The 15920-nt window shown below is 71.1% G+C and carries 11 protein-coding genes; 1 reads left to right on the top strand and 10 read right to left on the bottom strand.

All coding sequences use genetic code 11. From position 1 onward, the window contains the following. Nucleotides 1-11: 11 nt before the first annotated feature. Complete coding sequence (locus ACZ48Y_RS04705) at nucleotides 12-5378, top strand: hypothetical protein (protein WP_464742662.1); 5367 nt, start codon at nucleotides 12-14, stop codon at nucleotides 5376-5378. A gap of 27 nt (nucleotides 5379-5405) precedes the next feature. On the opposite strand, the gene ndk is transcribed toward ACZ48Y_RS04705, so the two are convergent. The 10 genes from ndk to ACZ48Y_RS04655 form a co-directional block, all read right to left on the bottom strand. Then, a complete protein-coding gene (gene ndk, locus ACZ48Y_RS04700; RefSeq protein WP_464742660.1) occupies nucleotides 5406-5822 on the bottom strand; it encodes a nucleoside-diphosphate kinase in 417 nt (138 codons plus the stop codon). Nucleotides 5823-5840: 18 nt separating this feature from the next. Beyond that, complete coding sequence (locus ACZ48Y_RS04695; protein ID WP_464742658.1) at nucleotides 5841-7382, bottom strand: hypothetical protein; 1542 nt, start codon at nucleotides 7380-7382, stop codon at nucleotides 5841-5843. 68 nt (nucleotides 7383-7450) lie between these two features. Continuing rightward, complete coding sequence (locus ACZ48Y_RS04690; protein WP_464742656.1) at nucleotides 7451-9292, bottom strand: glycoside hydrolase family 15 protein; 1842 nt, start codon at nucleotides 9290-9292, stop codon at nucleotides 7451-7453. Then, complete coding sequence (locus ACZ48Y_RS04685; RefSeq protein ID WP_464742654.1) at nucleotides 9289-9762, bottom strand: DUF192 domain-containing protein; 474 nt, start codon at nucleotides 9760-9762, stop codon at nucleotides 9289-9291. The genes ACZ48Y_RS04690 and ACZ48Y_RS04685 overlap by 4 nt, the downstream gene beginning before the upstream one ends. Continuing rightward, on the bottom strand, nucleotides 9750-10358 hold the full coding sequence (gene tmk, locus ACZ48Y_RS04680) for a dTMP kinase (RefSeq protein ID WP_464742652.1): 609 nt from the start codon (nucleotides 10356-10358) through the stop codon (nucleotides 9750-9752). The genes ACZ48Y_RS04685 and tmk overlap by 13 nt, the downstream gene beginning before the upstream one ends. Beyond that, nucleotides 10355-11107 carry a Nif3-like dinuclear metal center hexameric protein gene (locus tag ACZ48Y_RS04675; protein WP_464742650.1) on the bottom strand — a complete coding sequence of 251 codons (753 nt, stop codon included), beginning with the start codon at nucleotides 11105-11107 and terminating at the stop codon, nucleotides 10355-10357. The genes tmk and ACZ48Y_RS04675 overlap by 4 nt, the downstream gene beginning before the upstream one ends. A 59-nt stretch (nucleotides 11108-11166) precedes the next feature. After that, entirely contained in the window at nucleotides 11167-11595 is a 429-nt protein-coding gene (locus ACZ48Y_RS04670; protein ID WP_464742648.1) for a phosphate-starvation-inducible PsiE family protein, read from the bottom strand. 4 nt (nucleotides 11596-11599) lie between these two features. Continuing rightward, complete coding sequence (locus tag ACZ48Y_RS04665) at nucleotides 11600-13018, bottom strand: UDP-N-acetylmuramoyl-L-alanyl-D-glutamate--2,6-diaminopimelate ligase (RefSeq protein ID WP_464742646.1); 1419 nt, start codon at nucleotides 13016-13018, stop codon at nucleotides 11600-11602. Continuing rightward, complete coding sequence (locus tag ACZ48Y_RS04660) at nucleotides 13015-14049, bottom strand: S1C family serine protease (protein ID WP_464742644.1); 1035 nt, start codon at nucleotides 14047-14049, stop codon at nucleotides 13015-13017. Before ACZ48Y_RS04660 ends, ACZ48Y_RS04665 begins: the two co-directional genes overlap by 4 nt. 34 nt (nucleotides 14050-14083) lie before the next feature. Further along, the gene (locus ACZ48Y_RS04655) at nucleotides 14084-15919 is read right to left on the bottom strand and encodes an arginine--tRNA ligase (RefSeq protein ID WP_464742642.1); all 1836 of its coding nucleotides are present in this window, start codon (nucleotides 15917-15919) and stop codon (nucleotides 14084-14086) included. Between the last annotated feature and the right edge of the window lies 1 nt (nucleotide 15920).

The following is a 15920-nucleotide window of genomic DNA, read 5'->3' as shown; positions in this document are numbered from 1 at the left end:
TGCGGAGTCTGATGGTCGCCCTGATGATTTTCGCGGGATTCGTTCTGGGGCAGGCGGGCAACAGCCAGGCCAGCTTCAAGACCGGCATCCCGCTCATCGTTCCCGGTAGCGAACTGGGCTGGCAGGAGGCCACGCTCAAGCTGGTGCTCAAGGTCGAGACCGCGGGCGAGATGTGGCTTCAGCTCTTCTCCCCGGGCTTCGACCCCAACGATTACCGCTCACCCAAGGAGCTTGGCGACGAGCGTTACGACGGGGGCAAGGGCAAGCTTCTCGCGGTGTACGAGGTGTGGCAGGGGGATCGTTTGATCGTCCGCCGCAGCTACGGCGTCGAGCCCCATCGCTGGGCCACCCTCTATCGGGGCCGGTTGCTCCCCGGTGAGTACCTGGTGACCGCCAAGTTTTTCGGCAACGGCAAGAACGCCGTCGTCTTCCACCTCAAGGCGTTGAGCGGCAAGGGGCGGTTGTGGCTGGCGCCCGGAGCCATGCAGACCTACAACGTGGTGCGCGGAGGGTGGCAGACCCCCTTCCGGCTCAAGGTCGAGCGTCCCTCCCAGGGCTTGCGCGTTGGGATCTACGACGGAGACGGCCCCAAGGAGCTCGACCTGCGCGTGCGGTCCCCCGAGGGGGTCTTGCGGCCGCCGGTTCCGGGCAACCTCGAGTGGACCTACATACCTACCGAGAAGGTCGGGGAGTACGCGTTCCGCTTTCGCATCCCGGACACCGCTACGCAGCACACCAACACCATCGGCTTCAAGCTTTTGCTCGGGCCCATCAAAGTCGAGATCGTGGACACCGAAGGGCGGCCGGTGGCCGGGGCCCGTTACCGGATCGAGGGGGCCTACGCGCGGCGGGTGGTGCTCGAGCCCCCGCCGGGGTGGACGCTGGCGCGGACTGAGCAGAGCGGGGGCGAGGTCGTGGCTCCGGGCGTGGTGGCCTTCGGCATGGGCCAGGGGTGGGTGCGCTACGTCCTGCGCCGGGTCGTGCCACAGGCGGAGCTGACCCTGAAGGCGGAGGCGGTCTGCGGTTCCTGGCGTGCCCCCTATCCTCTCACCGTGCGCGTGGACGGCGACCTGGTGCCCCTTCCCAAAACCGGTGCGCGCACCCTTCGGCTCCCCGCCGGGGCCCACCTCCTCACCCCGGTGACCCCCGAAGGCGCGCGGGTCGAGGGGCCCGGGCGGGTGGTCCTCAAGCCCGGGGAGAAGCGCACCGTGACCTGGTCCGTCAGGCCGATCGTTGACCTGAACCTGCGCCTTTCCGCCGCGCGGGTTCGCGCGGGGGAGGCCTTCAAGGCGGCCCTCGAGGCCAGGACGGCGTTTGGCGGTGAGGTCCCGGTCACGCTCAAACTGGTGTTGCCCGAGGGGATCGAGGCCAAGGCCGCGACCGTGGTTGCGGGCACGCTGAGCAAGGCTAGGCCCCTCGTGTTCGAGACCACCCTGGTGGCCACGCGTCCGGGAACCGCTACGCTGGTCGCTCGGCTCTCCCCCTGCGGGAACGAGGCCAAGGCCCGGCTAGACGTGGTTGGCCAGCCCCGTTTTGTTCTGAGAAAGGTGGCCCTCACCCCGAAGGTTGAGGCTGGTGGGACCGCGGCGTTCGCGATCGAGATCGAGAACACCGGCGACGCCGAAGGACGCGCGCGGCTTTTGGACCCCGCGCCCCAGGGGTGGACGGGGCCCTCAGTGGACGAGACCTTGGTCCTGAAACCCGGGGAGCGGGTGCGCCGGGTGCTCGAGGGCCAGGTGGGGCTCGTGCCCCGTGTGGTGAACCGGGCAGAGCTCGTCGTCGATGGCCGCGGGGTCGCCGAGGCCGAGGCCGAGGTGCGGGTGATCCCCCCGCGCCTCCGGCTCACGCGCCGCCTGGACAAGTCGGAGGTCCTGCCCGGGGAACGGCTCGAGGTCTGCCTGACCGTCAACAACCCCGCCCGTGTTCCCGTCGAGTACACCCTCGAGGACACCCCTCCGGACTGGGTGGTGCCCGAGGCCCCGCCCCGCTTTTCGGGCCGCCTGGGCGCCGGCGAAACCGCGCGCCACTGCTACCGGGCAACGGTTCGCTACGGGCCGCCGGCGGTGGGCCGCTTCTCCGCGGTGCTCCGGGGTCCCGGAACGCCGGTGACCGCGGTGGAGGCCATCGAGCGGCGCCTCCTTGGCTTGCGCAAGGTTGCCGACCCGACCGAGGTGCGCCTGGGGCAGGCGGTGCGCTTCGTCGTCGAGGTGGAAAACCCCCTCTCCCGCCCGGTCCGGGTGGTGCTCAAGGAAGCCCCCGACGAGGGCCTGGGCTTGGAGGCGGGGGAGCGGCGCCTGCGGCTTGAATCGAGCGCGCGTGAGCGCCTCGTCCTCGAGGCCAAGCCCACCCGCGTGGGGCGGTTGAAAAACCGGGTCACCGTCCAGCTGAACGGCGAGCCAGCGGCCCCCCCCGCCGAGGCCGCGGTCGAGGTGCACCCCTTGCTCTTGCCCGAGCGCGAGTCCACGATCGAGCTGACCTTCGACGTCGAGGGGCGGGGCGAGGCCCTGTTGCTGCGCCACCGTCCCCCCGCCAAGGCCCGGTACCTGCTCGGCTCGAGCCGGCTGGACGGCCGGCCCCTGCCCGATCCTCGGGTGGACGACGCGGGCCGCTTCTACTGGAAGCTGCCCTTTGCAAAGCACGGCCGCCTGAGCTACCGCGTGGTGCACCGGGGCCCGCTCGGTGTCCTGGCGTCCCCCGAGCTGGCGCTGGTCCTGGGGAAAGAGACGATCCCGATCCAGGGGCGGGTGACGCTGGCCGACGATCAGGCCGCGCGGCCCTACCCCAGGGAACGCGCGGGCCGGCTCATCCAGGCGCCGAAGCCGGGAGCCCGGCTTGGGTCCGTGGCCCGGGTGCGGCTTGCGGCTTCGCCGGAGGTCCCCATTGAGGTGAGGGTCAACGGCCGCCCGGTGCGTCCGCTAAAGACCGAGGTCGTCGAAGGGGGCGTGGTGCTCGAGGTCCCGCTGGAGGTCGGCGAAAACCTGCTCGAGGTCCGGGCCGGCAAGGCCATTGCGCGGGAGGTCGTCTATCGGCCGGGGCCGCCGCGCGAGGTGGCCCTGGTGCCCGAGCGCGCGGTCGCCGACGGGCGCACGCCGCTTTCCTTCGTCCTGGAGTTCCGCGACGCGCACGGCCTGCCCAGCGGTTCGGGCATGGCCACGGTCGTGGCCAGCCCCGAGCCCCTCCTTCCCGATGCCGCTCCCACGCTGAGCGGGTACCAGGTGCGGGTGGAGGATGGCCGGGCCCGGCTCGAGCTCAGGCCCCTGGCGGTGCCCGGGGAAGTCCGGGTGGAGGTCGAGGGCCTCGGGCTCACGGCCCGCGCCCGCCACTTCGTCCAGGGGAGCAGGCAGCGCTTTTACCTGGCCCAGGGCAGCGTTACCCTGCGCTACCACGCCGGCGACGTCGAGCTCGGGGGGCTCGCCCGCGGCTACATCGAGGCCCCGCTGGCCGGCGGCCGCCTGCAGGCGGCGGTGGATCAGGCGTTCGGCCAGGGCGCGCGCCATCCCGGCCTGGATCGCCCCGAAACCCCCACCGGCCGTTTCCCCCTCACCGGCGCCGGGGAGGAGGCCCGGCTGCCGCTGGCCTCCGAGGACGGCGTGGCCTTTCGCTACGACCGGGCGGAGTTTGGCCTGGCCTACGGCCGGGGGACGCGCGCGATGGGGCTTTTGGCGTTGCCCGACGCCAGCGCGTTGGCCGCGAGCTACCGCGGGCCCGTCGAGGTCTACGCCTTCGGCGCGCTGGTGGCCAAGGCGACCAAGGTCGTGCGCCTCACCCCCGACGGCACCCGCGTCTATGTCCTGGGCCAGGCGGTGAAGCCCGGAAGCGAGACGGTTTGGATCGAGCGCGGTGGGATCCGTACCCGGCTCGTGCCCCTCAGGGACTACGTCCTCGACGCGGTGAGCGGAACGCTCTACCTGGCCTATCCCCTCTGGCCCACCGACCTCGCGCTGCGGCCGCAAGCCTTGGTCGTCGCCTTCAGCCCCGAGGAGGCGCCGCGGGACACCCTCACCTTCGGCGTGGGGGCGGCGCTGGAACGGGGAGGGCTCCGCATCGAGGCCGCAAGCGGCAGCCTGGACGGCGGCGCGACCTACCGCTTTGGCCTCCGGGCCGACTACCGGACCCGGGGCCTCTCGACCACCCTCGGCCTGACCTGGGCGGAAGGGGTGCTCCGGGCGAGCCTCGAAGGGGAAGGGCACGCCGGGGTCCTTGAGCTTTCGGGCCGGCTCGACTACGAAGGGGGACGGCTCGCCGGTCGGGGGCGGGTGGCCACCGCGCTCGGCGCCCACCAGCGTCTGGCTCTCGAGCACACCGCCCGCCCCGAGGCCAACGAGACCGCGCTGTTCTACGAGCAGGAGCTGGCCGAGAACCTCTTCGCCGGCGTGGGCCTCGGCTACCGCTGGGAGCGTGGGGCGGCCTCGGTGCTGGGGCGGCTCGGCTACCAGGACGCGCGCACCGACGCCCGCCTCACCCACAGCCAGCCCTTCGCCGGCCCCGCGGAAACCCGTTTCGGCCTGCGGTACGCGATCGACGCCAACCTCACCTTTGGCGGCGACCTCGCCTACACCTGGGGCCAGGGGCTGGACGGGGTCCTGGGCCTGACGCAGCAGCTCGGCGCGGCCAACCTGGCGCTCGAGTACCGGCTCCCCGGGGCCAGCGGCGAGGGCAACCGGGCCCGGTTCGGGGTCCGTGCCCCCTGGCCGCTCGACGCCCACTGGTCGCTCGACGTCTCGGCCGGGGTGGAGCGCAGCCTCGCGAACGACGAGACCCAGCTCGGCGCCGGGGTCGAGGCCCGCTACAAAAAGGACGGCTTCACCGCGAGCTTCGGCGTCGAGGGCGCCACCGGCGATACGGGTGAAAAGGTCACCCTGCGGGCCGGGGCCGCGGGGCAGCTCGACCGCCGTCAGGTGATCAGCGTCGACGCCAACTACGCCTTCCCCCTGGAGGCCGGTCGCTTCACCCTGGCCTACGCCTATCGGGGCGAGGCCGTCCAGCTCCTCACCTACCACCGGCTGGAGACCGCGGACGGCGGTGGGCTCACCGGCGAGCTCGCGAGCACCTGGCACCCCAGCCTCAGCTTCCAGCTGCGTCCGAGCCTGGCCTACCGGATGCGCTTTGCCGACGCCGGGGCCAACCTCTACCAGGGAGGGCTGGGGGCCAACTACTACCTCACCCGGGCGCTGGGTCTCGGCGCCGGGGTCTACTACCTCTACCAGCCTGCGGAGGACACCGGGCACCTGGCCTTCTCGCTCGAGGGCAGCCTCCGGCTCTTGGATCCGGTCTGGTTCAACCTCGGCTACACCTTCGGCGGCTTTGCAGGGCTCACGCCGGAGGCCCGGCCCGGGGTCTATCTGCGGCTTGACTTGGCGACCGGAGGCGCCCCTTAGGGGCGCCTCCTGAGGGGAGCTCGTCGGCTAACCGACGAGCTCTTCGTCTTTGAAGAAGAGGGCGATCTCGCGGGCCGCGTCCTCCGCCGAGGCCGAGCCGTGGATGACGTTCTCGTCGATCGTGAGGGCGAAGTCGCCGCGGATGGTGCCGGGCAGGGCGTCCTTGGGATCGGTCGCCCCCATCATCTTGCGCAGTTCCTTGATCACGCCGTCGCCCTCGAGGACCATCGCCACCACCGGGCCCGAGGTGATGTACTCGACGAGCGGTTTGAAGAAGGGTTTCTCCCGGTGCTCCGCGTAGTGCTCCTCGGCGAGGTCGAAGGAGACCCGGCAGAGCTTCATCGCCACCAGCTTGAGGCCCTTCTTCTCGAAGCGGGCGAGGATCTCGCCCACCAGGCCGCGGCGCACGCCGTCCGGTTTGATCATGCAAAAGGTGCGTTCCATAGCGGCCCCATTCTACGCCTAGCGTAGGCGGGCCAGGCGGGTGCTGGTGCAGCGGGCGTCGGCGCAGAGGAGGACGAAGACCCGCCCGGTCGCGTCGCGAACGTACTGGGCGGCGTAGGCTCCCTGCGGCAAGGGCCAGAAGGTTTCACGGGCGTAAGGGGTGTCCCGTCGCGCGAAGGAGAGGCGACCTTCCTTGGCCCAGGCCGGCGCGTGCTGGAACGCGAGGAGGCTCGGTCCCGGGTCAAGGTGGATGGCCATTGCCGCAGCTGCGCCATTGGGGTCGCCGCCGCTCGCCTCGTCCCAGGCGATCGCCTCTCCGTACTCCTTGCGCACGTAGGCGTGGTGCGCGTCGAACCCCAGGTACGCGGCCTTGAGGTAGGCGTCGCTGGCGTCGAACGCGGTCAGGCCGTAGACGTAGGCCCGGCACCCCTGCCTGCATCCTTCATCGTTCGTGACGTAGGCGAAGCGTCCGCCCGGGAACCAGTCGCCGGTGCCGGTTTCGTCGCTCGCCGTGCAGAACGCGTCCCAATCGGGCCGGGTTATCCAGTCCTGTTGGAGGCGGGTGCCGTCGAAGCGGAAGCGAGCCACGCCCAGGCAGCCCAGGCGGCCGAGGGTCGCATCGTAGACGGTGCGGTAGGCGATCGCCGCGTAGATCGCGCCGTCTTCGGGGATGAGGGCGGGGATCGAGGAGTTGTTGTGTTCGCACCAGGTCACGGTCTCCTGGACGTCCGAGCCATTGGTGATGTACGCCGCAAGCGGCGCGAGCTCGCCTCGCTGGAAGACGAAGAGGCCGTAGCGGAAGCGCTTTTTGCCGTCGCACTCGCCCCCGCTCACGGTGGTGGGGATCGCCATTCCAAGGTAAAGGTGCGCTTCGTCGGCGGCGAGGGCGGTGGGGATGCCCTGGCCCAGGGTGTGGGCCTTAGGCCCGGCCCCATCGGGGCTGAAGACGAGCACGTTCTGGGTGCTCTTCAGCCCCACGTAGAGGCTGCCGTCGGGCGCGACGGCCAGCGCCCAGGGCTTTGGGCTGTAGGCCCCGGCGGTGTCTTCGAAGGACCAGAGCAGGCTTCCGTCGTCGGCCGCGTAGCACGCCACGCCAAGGGCGCCCTGGGCTTGACCCACCGTGCAGACCCGATCCTTGCCGGCCGCGATCAATCGATCGACGGTGGCCTCGGGGGCCTCGAGCTGCCAAAGGGGAGCGTAGCGGCGGATGGTGTAGGCCTTTGAAGTGGCCAGCGCCCGGCCGTCCTTGAAAAGCCGACCCTGAACCAGGCTGCTGGCCCGATCCAGGCCTCGAGGCCAGTCCAAGCCGGCCTCGACGGCCCGGTTGCGAAAGACGCCGGCGACCTTCCAGGGCCCCCATTCCCCTCCCGGCGGCCGGTAGCGGAGCTCGAGCCTCGTCCCATCGGGAACGGGGGCGGTCAAACGAAACCGCGGTTGCCCTTTGGAGGCCGCGGTCAAGAGCGGCTGCCAGTCCACCTCCGGCGACGTCGTCGGAGGCGTGGACGTGTTGCAGGCGCCGAGCAGCAAGGCCAGCACGACCAGCAGATGCCAGGTTCGCATCAGGCCACCTCCCACCCCGACCCTAGGAGGGGCCCCCTTAAGCCAACCTTAAACCGCGTGCGGTCGCGCTAGGGCAGCTCCCAGCCCTCGCGGCGGCGCCGGGCCCGGTCCAGGCGGAAGGTGGCGTTGAGCAGGCCGAGGTGGGAAAAGCCCTGGGGGTAGTTGCCGAGGAGCTCGAAGGTCTCCGGGTGCACCTCCTCGGAGAAGAGCCTGAGGGGGTTGGCGTAGCGGAGGAGGGCCTCCAGGGCCGCCCGGGCCTCCTTGAGCTGGTCGGCCAGGGTGAGCGCGTCGACGAGCCAGAACGAAACCAAAAGGAACGCCCCTTCGGGGTCAGAAAGCCCGTCCGCGCCGCGGTAGCGGTAGAGGAGGGGGTAGGGTCCGGCGGCCAGCCTCTCGACGATCTTCTTCCGGGTGGCGACGAAACGGGGGTCGGTCGCGGGCAGAAAGCCGATCTCCGGCATCACCAGCAGGCTGGCGTCGAGCGTGTCGCTGCCGTAGAACTGCACGAACGCCCCGACGGCCTCGTTCCAGCCGTGGTTGAGGACGTCGGCGTGGATCTCCGCGGCCTCCTGAGCCCAGACTGCGACCGGGGCGTCCACCTTGAGCTTGGTGGCGAGCTGGGTGGCGCGGTCCAAGGCCACCCAGGCCCAGACCTTGGAGTAGGTGAAGGGCTTGGGGTCGGTGCGCACCTCCCAGATGCCGTAGTCCGGTTCCCGCCAGCGACGCCGCACCACCTCGACCAGCTCCGCCAGCTTTTCCCATTCGGTGATCGTGAGCACGCCGCCGTGGCGGTCGTAGCGCAGCGCGGCGTCGAGCAGGCTGCCGTAGATGTCGAGCTGGAACTGCCGGGCGGCGGCGTTGCCGATGCGCACCGGGCGGGCGTCGCGGTAGCCGCGCAGGGGCAGCTCCCGCTCGGGGATCTCCCGCTCGCCGCGAATCCCATACAGCACCTGGAGCTCGCCGCCGCCCTCGAGGACCTGCTGCAGGAGCCAGTCGAAGTAGGCGGTGCCCTCCTGCACGTAGCCGGCCTCGAAGAACGCGCGTAGGACGAAGGCCGAATCCCGCACCCAGGTGTAGCGGTAGTCCCAGTTCCGGCTGCCCCCCGGCCACTCCGGAAGGCTGGTGGTGGGGGCGGCGACGATCGCCCCGGTGGGTTCGTAGATGAGCAGCTTCAGGGTGAGCAGGCTGCGCTCCACCCATTCCCGGTAACGGCCCTGGTAGCGGAGCTTGTCGATCCAGCTGCGCCAGAACTCCCGGGTCAGCCAGAGCTGGCGCGGGGGCTGGTAGGAGTTGACCGGGTGCACGGCGCGGGCCCCCCAGTCGGCGACGAACCAGAGCTCGTCCCCGGCCTCGAGCTCGAACCGCCCCACCGCCCGGGTGCCCTCGACCTGCAGGGGCGCGCGGGTGCTAAGGGCGATCGAACCCCCCCGGGGGTTCACCGCCAGGACCCCGTAGCTCGAGGGCTCCATCACCGGGGCGTAGAGGCCGTAGCCGAAGCGGGGCTCGAAGAGAACCTGCATCGGCACCCTTCCAGAGACCCCTTCGACGACGCGGTGGATCTCCGCGGTGGGGACCTTGCGTCCGGGGACGTAGGGCATGAAGTCGCGGACCCGGACCAACCCGGAGCGGGTCTTGAACTCGGTGACCAGGACGTTGGTCCCCCGCTCGTAGTACTGGCGGGCCTCGAACGCCCCCCGGGGCTGGATCGCGAAACGGCCCGCGGCGGGGTCGAGCAGCGCGGCGAAGACCGCTTCCGAGTCAAAGTCGGGGAGGCAGGCCCAGTCGATCGCCCCGTCGGCCCCGGCGAGGATCGCGGTGCGGTTGTCGCCGATCAGGCCGTAGGCCTCAAGGGGCTTGAAGTCCGGCGGTTTCTTGGGGTTGAAGCGAAACGGGTAGCGTTCGCCGTTCATTCGAGCCTCCAGCGATCGGCCACCCGGACCTGATGGCGGGCGAACCAGCCCTGGTTGACCTCGAGCGCTTGCCGGTAGGCCACCCCGGGGTAGTAGGTCGGGCAGGGGTCGGCCTCGCAAGGGGTCATGTCCAGGATGCGTAGGATCACCCCGTTGCGGTCGGCGAAGGCGATCGAGAGGGGGATCTTGGTGTCCTTCATCCAAAACGCCGCGCCGGTGGTCTCGGGAAAGAGGAAGAGCATCCCCCGGTCCTCGGGGAGCGAGGTGCGGCCCATCAGCCCCCGCCGCCAGGCCTCCGGGGTGTCGGCGATCTCGACCTTCAGGGAGACCGGTCCGGCTTGCCCCTCCACGACGAGGGTCCTGAGCGGCGGCCGCCGCGTTTCCGGCCGGACCCTCCCCAACCAGAGCGCGTTCCCGATCACCGCCAGGGCGATCAGGACGCCAAAGAACAGCCAGCCTAGCCGGCCCATCGCCGCTCCACCGCGCGGACCACCCGCTCGAACACCACCGCCTCGGGGGCGGTGGCGTCGAGGACGACGAAGCGCTGGGGTTCGGCCTCGGCGAGGGTCAGGTAGCCCTCGCGCACCTTGCGATGGAAGGCCAGGGCCTCGGACTCCAGACGGTCCGGGGCCCCCTGCTTGCGCCTCAAGCCCAGCTCCGGGGGCAGGTCGAGCAGGAAGGTGAGGTCGGGGCGGAGCCCCTTCGTGGCCCCCTCGAAGACCGCGCGCATCCAGGGAAGCGGCAGGCCACGGCCGAACCCCTGGTAGGCGTAGGAGGAGTCCTGGTAGCGGTCGGCGATCACCACCCGTCCTTCGAGGAGGGCGGGGCGGATCCGCGTGCGCACGTGTTCCGCCCGGTCCGCCGCATAGAGCAGGTACTCGGCCTCCGCGGTCATGTGCTCGGCGAGCACGAGGTCGCGCAGCCGCTCGCCGAGCGCGGTGCCGCCGGGCTCGCGGGTGAGGAGCGGGTCCACCCCCCGGGCCTCGAACCAGCGCGCCAGGCGCTCGGCCTGGGTGCTCTTCCCGGCCCCTTCGGGGCCCTCGAAGCTGATGAAAAACCCTTTCATAACCCCGTCGGGTGGTCCAAGAAGACGAAGGGGAGGCCGAAGGTGCGCAGGAGCTTCTCCGCCAGGGCCTTGACGCCGAAGACCTCGGTGTCGTAGTGGCCAGCGTAGATCACGTTGAGGCCGTACTCGAAGGCGTCGTGGAAGGCGGCGTGCTTGGGCTCGCCGGTGATCAAGAGGTCGAGCCCCTCGGCCTTGGCCTCGGGGATCAGGTCCGCGCCGGAGCCGGAGACGATCCCTACCCTACGCACCAGGTCGGGCCCGCCTTGGTGGACCAAGGACTGCATGCCGGTGATCTGGCCGAGCTGGTCGGCGACGTCGTGCAGGCGCGTGGCCTGGGGGAAGACCCCCTTCATTCCGATCTTCTGGCCCTTGTAGGTGCCAAAGGGGGTCAGCGCCTCGAGCCCCAGCAGGTTGCCGAGCACCGCGTTGTTGCCCACCTCGGGGTGGGCGTCGAGCGGCAGGTGCGCGGCGTAGAGGTTGATCCCGTTGTCAAAGAGCAGGCCGAGCCTCCGGCGCAAAGGGCCGGTCACCGGCTTCACCTGTCCCCAGAAGAGGCCGTGGTGGACGATGAGGAAGTCCACGCCCGCCTCGGCGGCGTCGAGGAAGGTCTTGACCGAGGCGTCGACCGCCGCGCCCACCCGGCCGACCTCGGGTGCGCCTTCGACCTGCAGGCCGTTGAGGCTGGGGTCGGGGAAGGCCTCGACGTTCAAGTAGCTGTTCAGCCAGCCAACGAGCTCGTCTCGGTTCATCTCGGCTCCCTTCGATCGCTGGAAAGGGGCGTTTGGCAAGCGCGGGGCATGGGGAAAGTCTACCGCCGGATCTGGCGGATGGCCACGGCAAAGAGCAGGACCGCGAGCGCGAGCAGGCCGAGCTCGGCAAGCAGCGCCAGGAACGCGGGGTCCCCGGGGGCGGCCTTGGCCGCCCCCTCGGCGGTGATCACCAGCATGCGGCGCACGCTGGCGATGATTCCGATCACCAGGAAGGGCTCGGCCTCGATCTTGCCCTCGCGGGCGAAGCGCACCACGGTGTAGATCACCTCGGCCAGCATCAGCGCCAGCAGGACCCGGTCCAGGAGGTGCACGATCGCCGCCGGGTAATCGCCGCTGAGCACGCTGACCAGCCCTTCCCAGGCGGCAAAGCCCAGGATCAGGGCGGCGGCGGCGGCGAGGATCAGCCCCGCGGTGAGGTAGATCGCGGCCTCGAGCTGCTCCAGGGTGGTGTAGAGTCGCCCGCGCATGCCCTTAATCTACGCTGAAGGCGCGGCGGACCTCGGCCACCTCGTCCCAGGGAAGGGTTTCCCGGTCCCGCTCGAGGGTGTGCTCGTGCCCCTTCCCGGCGAAGAGGACGGTGTCCCCGGGCCGCGCCAGGCGTGCCGCGAGGCGGATCGCTTCCCGCCGGTCGGGCTCGATCCAAACCTCGGCGCGCCCCTCCCGGGCCCCGGCGGCGAGCTCGGCGAGGATCGCCTCCAGGGGCTCGCTGCGGTGGTCCTCCTCGGTGAGGATCACCGCGTCGGCGTGCCTGGCCGCGACCCGGCCGAGGGGGCGCCGCTTCATCGGGTCGCGCTCGCCGGCGGCGCCGAAGACCGCGATCAGCCGGCCCTGAGTCGTCGGGCGCAGGGCCTCTAGCGCCTTTTCGAGCGCCTCTGGGGTGTGGGCGAAGTCCACCACCGCGCGCACCGGGCCGGGGACGACGACCTGCATCCGTCCGGGCACCCCGGGGAAGGCCGCGAGCGCCTCGACGGCGGCGGCGAGGTCCAGCCCCAGGGCCTGGATCGCGGCCAGCGCGGCCAGGGCGTTTTCAACGTTGAAGCGGCCGATCATCGGCAGCCGGACCGGGTAGGCCGCGGTGCCGGCCACCAGGGTGAAGGTCAGGCCTTCCGGCCCCTCGACGATCTCCTTCGCCGAGAGCGTGCCCCCGGGACCGTAGAGGCGGTGGGGGCGGTCGGTGAGCCGGCGGGCGTAGGGGCAGCGGGCGTTCAAGACCGCAAGGCGAGCGCGGCGCACCAGCGTGGCCTTGGCGTCGAAGTAGCCCTCGAGGTCTCCGTGAAAGTCCAGGTGCTCGGGGGCCAGGTGGGTCCAGACCGCGAGGTCGTAGTCCACCTCGTCCACCCGGTGCTGGGCCAGGGCGTGGGAGCTGGTCTCGATCACCACCCGGGCGAGCCCTGATCGTTTCATCTCGGCGAGGACCGCCTGGAGCTCGGGGGCCTCGGGGGTGGTGAAGTGCCCCTCGGGCACGCGCCAGGTCTCCCCGAAGGCGTAGCCCACCGAGCCGACGAGGCCGCTGGGCCCGGCCAAGGCGTTGAGCAGGTGGTGGATGAGGTGGCTGGTCGTGGTCTTACCGTCGGTGCCGGTCACCCCGATCACGGTCATGGCCCGGCTGGGCCAGCCGTGGAAGGCGGCGGCAAGCCGGGCCAGGGCGGCGCGGGCGTTGGCCACCCGGGCATAGGGCACGGGGAGCGCCTCCTCGGCCTCGCCGACGACCGCCACCGCGCCCCGCGCCAGGGCGTCGGGCACGAAGCGGTGGCCGTCGGTCTTCTGACCGGGGAGGGCGAAGAAGATCATCCCCGGCCGCACCCGCCGCGAGTCGTGGGTGAGGCCGGTGACGGGTAGGGGCGGCGCCGGGGCGCCGAGCAGGGCGAAGAGGGCGTCGAGCCGCTTCACTTGGGTCTGCGCACGCTGAGGGTGACCTCGACCTCGAGCCGCCGGCCGTTGCGCCAGATCAGCAGCCGGGCCTTGTCTCCGGGACGGTGGCGGGCGATGGCCTGGATGACCTCGAAGCGGTTCTTCACCGGCTTGCCGTCCACCGCCAGAATCACGTCGCCGAGGCTCAACAGCTTGCCGAGCTGATCGCGCTCGGCCCCGCGCAGCCCGGCCTGTTCCGCCGGCGAGCCGGGCTCGACCCGGTCGATCATCGTCCCTTCCTGGCTGACCAGCCCGACCGCGCGCAGCAAGACCGGGTCCAGCTCGGAGAGATCGACGAGCTTGACCCCCAGCCAGCCTCGTTGGGGGTAGCCGTAGGTCTCGAGGTCCTGGATGCTCTGGCGCGCGAGGTCGGCGGGGATCGCCATGCCCACCCCGCTCGCGGCGCTGGGGCCGCCGAGCACCGCGTCGACGATGCCCAGGACCCGGCCCTGCAGGTCGATCAGCGGGCCGCCGGAGCTGCCGGGGTGGACCTCGGCGTCGGTGTAGACGACCTGATAGATCTCCACCCCGATCTCCCCGCCGAGCCCGGCGGCGTCCTCGAAGGGGCCGACGCCGGCGACGATGCCCTGGGAGACCAGGTTCAGGCGGCCGTAGGGGCTGGAGATCAAGAGCGCGGTCTGGCCCACGACCGGGGCCTCCGGGCTAAAGTTGAGGATCGCCGGGGCGCTGGCCTCGACCTCGAGCAGCGCGAGGTCCAGGCCCTTGTCGACGGCGAAGACCCAGGCCGGGTGGTTGGAGCCGTCGGCGAAGGTCACGGTGATCTTCTCCAGTCCCTCGATGACGTGGAAGTTGGTGACCAGGCGGTGGGCGGCGTAGAAGAACCCCGAACCCCAGACCGGTTCGCTCTCGGCGTAGCTGGCCTGGCCTTGGACGCGCACCACCGCGGGCCGGGCAGCCTCCACCGCCTTGATCCGCGCGACCTCGGCAGGATCGGTGACCGCCGCCAGGGCCAGGCCAAAACCCAGGACCAGCGCCAAGAGAGGCTTCATCTCGCTCAAGTATAACGGCGCGATCGGGTGGCTTTTACATCACCTCCGGGGCCGGCACCCCGAGGAGCCAGAGGCCCTGGCGGAGGGTTTCCTTGACCACCCAGACCAGCCTGAGCCGGAGCTCGCGCAGCCCTTCGGGGGCGGCGAGCACCGGGGTCGCCGGTTGCCCCTTTTCCTTGGCGTTGTAGTAGGCGTTCCAGGCCGCGGCGAGGTCGAGGAGGAAGTTGGCGAGCAGGTGCGGGCTCGTCTCCGCGGCGCTCTTTTGGACCGCCTCGGGAAACCCCAGGAGGGCCTTGGCGAGCGCGGCCTCGTATGGGGTCGCGGCGGCGAACGCCGCCTCGGGGACCGGGGCCATGGGGTCCAGGCCCTTTGCCTTTGCCTTCCTCAAGATCGAGGCGGCGCGGGCGTGGGCGTACTGCAGGTAGGGGCCGGCGTCCCCCTCGAAGGAGAGCGCCTGCTCCCAGCGGAAGTCGATCTGGCGGCGGGGTTCGGCCTTCACCATGGCAAAGCGGATCGCCCCGATCCCCACCTGCTCGGCGGCGAGCTCGGGGTCCGGGTGGTCGGGGTTCTTCTCGGCGACCACCGCCCGGGCCCGGGCCACCGCTTCCTGGATGAGCGCGTCGACGCTGACGACGTGCCCCTTTCGCCCGGAGAGGGGGCGGCCCTCCAAGAGGACCGTCTCGTAGGCCAGGTGGTGGTGGGCGGCGGCGAGGTCGTCACGGCCGAGGGCGCGGAGCGCGGCCTTGAGCACCTCCTGGGGATAGCTCTGGCGCACGTCGATGACGTTGATCGTGATCGCCGCCTGGCCGAAGGGCATCGCCTCGCCGTCGGGGGCGCTGGTGTAGAGCGGCCGTCCCGAGGGCTGGTCGGTGTAGTGGCGGAACCTGAGCCCCTCCAAGAGCCCCATCTTCCAGAACTGGAGGGCGATGTCCTTGGCGGTGTAGGTCGCGGTGCCGTCGGAGCGGACCAGGACTAGGTAGGGATCCTCGAGCCCGGGGATGAAGGCCGAGGTGTCGAAGACGAGGGCCCCCCGGTACTTGCCCTCGGTGGGCTCGAAGACGTAGGGCGTCTTCTTGAGGAGGGCCAGCGCCTGCTCCAAGAGGCCCTCGCGCACCAGGTCCGACTCCCAGATCAAGACGTCGTACTCCGCCCCCAGCCGCCACATCGTGAGCAGCTGGGCGTTCAGGATCGCCTCCACCTCGCGCCGCAGCCGGCCGGCCTCGAGGGCCTGGATCACCGCCCGGATCTCGGGCTCGAGGGCCGCCCGGGTGGCCTCGTCGGCGAGCTCCTGGTGCAGGCGCACGTAGAGGCGTCCGGCGAAGTGGTCGTACTTCTCCCCCGCCTCGGGCTGGGCCTGGTAGCGGCGGATCGCGTAGAGGCTCTCCGCGGCCTGGCGCCCGGTGTCGTCGATGTAGTTCTCGACCTCGACCGGATGACCCGCGTAGTCCAGCACCCGGGCGATCGCGTCCCCCAGGGCGACGTTGCGCAGGTGGCCGATGTGCAGCTCCTTGTTGGGATTCACCGAGGTGTGCTCGACGGCGACCTTGGGGCCTTGCTTGGGGAAGGGCTCGGGGGGCGTGCTCGCGGCCTTGGCCAGAAAGCCCGGCGCCAGGGCGAAGTTCAAGAAGCCCCCCACCGCGTGGACCGCCACGACCCCTTCGATGGGGGGGAGGGCGGCCTTGAGCCGTTCGGCGATCTTCGGGGGCGGCTCCCTCAGGACGCGGGCCAGCTGAAAGGGAAGCGGGGTGCCGTAGTCGCCGGGTTTGTCCTTGGGGGCGAGCTCCAGGGGGATCGGGCCGTCGTAGGGGATCTCGAGCGTTTGGAGCGCGGTCTTGAGCGCTTCGCGGAGGCGTGCCTTGACGTCCAGCATC

The organism is Rhabdothermus arcticus, from assembly GCF_055382915.1.
This window is presented reverse-complemented; position numbering and strand designations above follow the sequence as displayed.